The organism is Hyphomonas sp. (assembly GCF_041689225.1).
Lineage (GTDB): Bacteria > Pseudomonadota > Alphaproteobacteria > Caulobacterales > Hyphomonadaceae > Hyphomonas.
This window is the reverse complement of record NZ_JBDNGN010000024.1, coordinates 1-4707: the sequence shown is the minus strand read 5'-3', so window position 1 is coordinate 4707 and position 4707 is coordinate 1. Positions and strand designations below refer to the sequence as shown.

At 62.5% G+C, this 4707-nt stretch carries 5 protein-coding genes and 1 pseudogene; 3 read left to right on the top strand and 3 right to left on the bottom strand.

Going from position 1 to position 4707, the window contains the following annotated elements; genetic code table 11:
• A partial coding sequence (locus ACESNB_RS02190) for an HIT family protein (protein WP_373003139.1) occupies positions 1–141 on the top strand: 141 nt, incomplete at its 5' end.
• A gap of 123 nt (positions 142–264) precedes the next feature.
• Here ACESNB_RS02190 and gatB read toward each other — a convergent pair.
• From gatB to gatA, 3 genes are all read right to left on the bottom strand, one after another.
• Positions 265–1776 carry an Asp-tRNA(Asn)/Glu-tRNA(Gln) amidotransferase subunit GatB gene (gene gatB / locus ACESNB_RS02185; RefSeq protein WP_373003136.1) on the bottom strand — a complete coding sequence of 504 codons (1512 nt, stop codon included), beginning with the start codon at positions 1774–1776 and terminating at the stop codon, positions 265–267.
• A gap of 118 nt (positions 1777–1894) precedes the next feature.
• On the bottom strand, positions 1895–2374 hold the full coding sequence (locus tag ACESNB_RS02180) for a hypothetical protein (protein ID WP_373003133.1): 480 nt from the start codon (positions 2372–2374) through the stop codon (positions 1895–1897).
• Positions 2375–2384: 10 nt separating this feature from the next.
• Positions 2385–3857, bottom strand: a complete 1473-nt coding sequence (gene gatA, locus ACESNB_RS02175; RefSeq protein WP_373003131.1) for an Asp-tRNA(Asn)/Glu-tRNA(Gln) amidotransferase subunit GatA — start codon at positions 3855–3857, stop codon at positions 2385–2387.
• A 168-nt stretch (positions 3858–4025) separates the two neighbouring features.
• Here gatA and ACESNB_RS02170 point away from each other — a divergent pair, with 168 nt between their 5' ends.
• Both ACESNB_RS02170 and ACESNB_RS02165 read left to right on the top strand, forming a co-directional pair.
• Positions 4026–4463 carry a DUF6491 family protein gene (locus ACESNB_RS02170; protein ID WP_373003128.1) on the top strand — a complete coding sequence of 146 codons (438 nt, stop codon included), beginning with the start codon at positions 4026–4028 and terminating at the stop codon, positions 4461–4463.
• A gap of 32 nt (positions 4464–4495) precedes the next feature.
• Positions 4496–4707: pseudogene (locus tag ACESNB_RS02165) on the top strand (hypothetical protein); the annotation flags it as partial.

Sequence of the window (4707 nt, the reverse complement as noted above, 5' to 3'; positions counted from 1 at the left end):
GCCGGCCAGACCGTCTATCACCTCCACGTCCACATCATCCCCCGCTCCGAAGGCAAGGCCCTCGGCCGGCATGGCAGCGGCGGCATGGCAGACATGGGCGATCTGGAAAAACTGGCGGCGCGGATTCGGGCGAAGCTCTAGCGCCCCCCTTCGGCAGTCGGCTGCGCCGGCTGCCACCTCCCCCGCAATCAGGGGAGGATGAAGATGGAGTGTTGTTATCCTCGCCTGCTTGCGGGCGAAGTGCCCCGAAGGGGCGGCGGGACCCTAAAGCCCCAGCTTCGCCTTCAGAATTTCGTTGACGGCTTTCGGGTTGGCCTTGCCGCCCGAGGCTTTCATCACCTGACCGACGAACCAGCCGAGCGTCTGCGGCTTGTCTTTCACCTTCTCGACCTGTTCCGGATTGGCCGCGATGATCTCGTCGACCACCTTCTCGATCGCGCCCGTATCCGTCACCTGTTTCAGGCCGTTCTTTTCGACAATCGCCGCCGCCTCGCCCTCGCCCGCAATCATGCGCGCGAACACGTCCTTGGCGATCTTGCCGCTGATCGTCTCGTCGCTGATCATCGCGATCAGGCCGCCCAGCGCCTCGGCTGAAACCGGGCTGTCAGCCAGCTCCAGACCTTCCTTGTTGAGATAGCCGAACAGTTCCTGCGTCACCCAGTTGGCGGCGAGTTTCGCGTCGCGCCCCGTGGCCACGGCCTCGAAATACTCGGCCTTCTCCGCGTCCGCGATCAGCACGCCCGCATCATAGTGCGAAATACCGTACTCGGATTCAAACCGCGCGCGTTTCTGGTCCGGCAATTCGGGCAAAGTCGCCTTGATCTCGTCGATCCAGGCCTGCTCGATTTCGAGCGGCAGCAGGTCAGGGTCCGGGAAATAGCGGTAATCATGCGCGTCTTCCTTCGAGCGCATCGAGCGGGTCTCGACCTTGACCGGGTCGAACAGACGCGTCTCCTGGTCAACCCTGCCGCCGCCCTCGATGATCTCGATCTGGCGGCGCGCTTCGTATTCGATGGCCTGCTGGATGAAGCGGAACGAGTTCATGTTCTTCAGCTCGCAGCGTGTGCCGAGATGGCTGAAATCATCCGCCTCGCGGAATTTCTCGTACTGGCCGGGACGGCAGACAGACACGTTCACGTCGGCGCGCAAATTGCCCTTGTCCATGTCGCCGTCACAGGTGCCGAGCGCGATCACGATGGCGCGGATTTTCTTGACATAGGCCGCGGCCTCGGCCGGCGAGCGCACGTCCGGCTTCGACACGATTTCCATCAGCGCGACGCCGGACCGGTTGAGGTCCACATAGGTCGAGTTCGGGTCCATGTCGTGGATCGACTTGCCGGCATCCTGCTCAAGGTGAAGCCGCTCGATCCGGCAGGTGAAACTGTAGGCCTCGCCGCCATGCGCCGGCTCCACGTCCACGTCGATCTCGCCTTCGCCGACAATCGGGTGCGCGAACTGGCTGATCTGGTAGCCCTGCGGCAAGTCGGGGTAGAAATAGTTCTTCCGGTCGAAGCGGCTGTAGAGATTGATCTCGGCCTTCAGGCCAAGGCCCGTGCGCACGGCCTGTTCCACGCATTTCCGGTTGATCACCGGCAGCATGCCCGGCATCGCCGCATCGACCAGCGAGACATTGCAGTTCGGGTCCGCGCCGAACGCCGTCGAGGCGCCCGAGAACAGCTTGGCATTGGAGGCCACCTGCGCGTGGATCTCCAGCCCCATGACGACTTCCCAGTCGCCGGTATCGCCTTTGAGTATGTAGGGTGTGCGTGTGGTCATCGTGTCAGCCTCAGGTCCGTCTCCCCGGCGTACGCCGGGGTCTCATGCGGTTAATGTGCAGGTCTCGAATTGAGAGAGATCGCGGCATACGCCGGGAATGCGGGTTGGGAAAGCGGGCTCATATTTTGCCTTCTTCCTTGGCGCGCTTGTAGCGCTCGCGCCGCGCCGCCATGCGGTCTGCAACCGAAGCCGACTGCGGCACGCGCGTCGGTATTTCGCCTTCCGTTGTGGGTTCAATTACCGGTTCGGGCGCCTCGGCCGCCTCTGCCTCAAGTTTGCCTTCGGCGACCAGTTTCTTGCGCCGCGCGGCAACCCGCGCCTCGCGCGCCTGGTGCGCCTCGCTCTTGCCGTTGAACAGTCCGGACAGTTTCGATTTCTGCGCGCCTTTCAGCGGCGATCCGTCGTGACGCCGCTCGGCGCGCCGCTGCAGGATTCGCGAAATCCGGAACGCCACATAGGCCGCCACCATGAAGGCGACGAGCAGCATCACGCGCATTTCCGGCGCGAACAGGTCATACCCGTTCTGCACCATCATCCCCCACATCAGGGCAAGACAGATGATGAGCATCATGCCGAAAAGAGCAAAGAAGCGTGTCATGCGCGCGAACCTACCACCAGCGGCCCGGCTTCGTCACGAAGCCGGCTGCACGTTCCAGCTCGCCGCCAACGCGGAAACAGGCGGTCTCGTCCAGCGCCTTGCCGATCACCTGCAAGCCCAGCGGCAGGCCGCTTTTTGACAGGCCAGCCGGAACGGAAATGCCCGGCAGGCCGGCAAGGTTCGCCGTCACCGTGAACACGTCGTTGAGGTACATTTCCACCGGGTCGCCGCTCTTTTCGCCAAAGGCAAAGGCGGGCGACGGGCAGGTCGGCGTCAGCACGGCGTCACAGCTTTCGAAGGCATCGACAAAATCGTTGAGGATCTTGGTCCGCACCTTCTGCGCGCGCAGGTAATAGGCGTCGTAATAACCGCTGGAGAGCACATAGGTGCCAATCAGCAGGCGCCGCTGCACTTCCTTGCCAAAGCCGCTGGCCCGCGTGCCTTCATAGGTCTGCGCCAGATTGTTGCCCTCGACCCGTGCGCCATAGCGCATGCCATCATAGCGCGCGAGGTTCGACGAAGCCTCCGCAGGAGCCACAATGTAATAGGCTGGCAGCGCGTATTTCGTGTGCGGCAGGCTGATCTCGACAATCTCCGCGCCAGCGGCCTTCAGCCACGCAATGCCTTGGTCCCACAGCGCATTCATCTCGTCCGACAGGCCATCGAGCCGGTATTCCTTGGGAATGCCGATCCGCATGTCTTTGACGCCCTTGGTCACGTCGCTGCGCCAGTCGGGCGTCGCCACGTCCAGCGAGGTCGAATCCTTGGCGTCATGGCTGCACATCACTTCCAGAAGGATGGCGCTGTCTTCGACGGTCTTGGCAATCGGTCCGGCCTGGTCGAGCGAGGAGGCGAACGCCACCATGCCATAACGGCTGGCCCGGCCATAAGTTGGCTTGATGCCCACAGTGCCCGTGAAGGCCGCAGGCTGGCGGATCGAGCCACCCGTGTCAGAGGCTGTCGCGGCAAGGCAGAGGTCTGCGGCCACTGACGCTGCCGAGCCGCCCGACGAGCCACCCGGCGTCAGGCCCTGATTGTCGCCGTCCCGGCGCCACGGGTTGATCACGTTGCCAAATTTGGACGTCTCGTTCGACGAGCCCATGGCGAATTCGTCCATGTTGAGCTTGCCCAACATGACCGCGCCTTCATTCCACAGGTTCTGCGTGACGGTGGATTCATAGGTCGGCGTGAATTCACCGAGAATCCCGCTGCAGGCCGTCGTGCGCACGCCCTTGGTGCAATAGAGGTCCTTGATGCCCAGCGGCGCGCCTTCCAGCCTGCCGCCCGTGCCCTTGGCCAGTTTGGCATCCGAGGCATCGGCCATGGCCAGTGCCTTCTCCGGCGTTTCCACGACAAAGGCGTTCAGGACCCGGGCGCCCTCGATGGCGCTCACGAAGTCTTGGGTGATCTCGCGCGACGAAAACTGTTTGGCTTTCAGGCCATCAAGCGCTGCTGCGAGGGTTAGTTTGGTCAAGTCAGTCATAGGAAATCCCGTGAAGAAATCTGCCCTCCTGCTATGACGGCTTGAGGGGAAAGTTCAAGTCTCTGTGACCGCGCTTGTCAGTTTCCGGCTTGCGGCGCATCATTTGCAATCGGAACATTTGTCCAGTTTGGTCCGCCTCGCTGGTCAGCAACCCGCTAAGGACTTCCTATGCGCCTCGCCCTTCTTGCTGTCTCCTCTTTCCTCCTTGCCGCCTGCGCCAGTCAGGCCCCGACCGACGCCAAACCCAAAGGCGTGGCCCAATTCGCCAACGATGCTCGCCTTGGCGAAGAGGTCGACAGAATCTGCTTCGCGTCCAGCATTTCGGGCTTCCATGACGCAACCGACGACACGGTCGTGATCTCGAAAGGCCCCGAAGATTACCTCGTTGAAGTCTATGGCAACTGTTTCATTCTCGACCAGGCCCAGCAACTCGCCGTCGACGCGACGACCAGCTGCCTCACGCGGGGTGATCACATCATCGCTTCAGATTCCATCGCCGGCTTCCATGACGATTCCGGCTTCGGCGTTCAGCGCTGCCGGGTCAAATCGCTCCACAAATGGAACCGGAAAGCCGAGGCGCCAGCCGCGGCAGAAGAATCGGAATAGCGCTCGGTTCCAGCTGTGCTAGGTACGGCCACATGTCCGACACATCGCAGGCTTCGTTCGTCGAGGTAAAAGTCTCCCCCTTCCATGGTCGCGGACTGTTCGCAGCCCGCGCCATTGCGCCCGGAACCACCATCGCGGCCTACCCGCTGCTGATCCTCTCGCACGAGGACACGGCCACGGTGCGCGCGACCCTGCTTCACCATTACGTGTTTTATGTGGACGAAAATGCCGACAGCGAGATGCG

Coding starts and splice junctions, on each gene's coding strand:
- gatB (WP_373003136.1), bottom strand. CDS start 1,776: ATGACCACACGCACACCCTACATACTCAAAGGCGATACCGGCGACTGG.
- ACESNB_RS02180 (WP_373003133.1), bottom strand. CDS start 2,374: ATGACACGCTTCTTTGCTCTTTTCGGCATGATGCTCATCATCTGTCTT.
- gatA (WP_373003131.1), bottom strand. CDS start 3,857: ATGACTGACTTGACCAAACTAACCCTCGCAGCAGCGCTTGATGGCCTG.
- ACESNB_RS02170 (WP_373003128.1), top strand. CDS start 4,026: ATGCGCCTCGCCCTTCTTGCTGTCTCCTCTTTCCTCCTTGCCGCCTGC.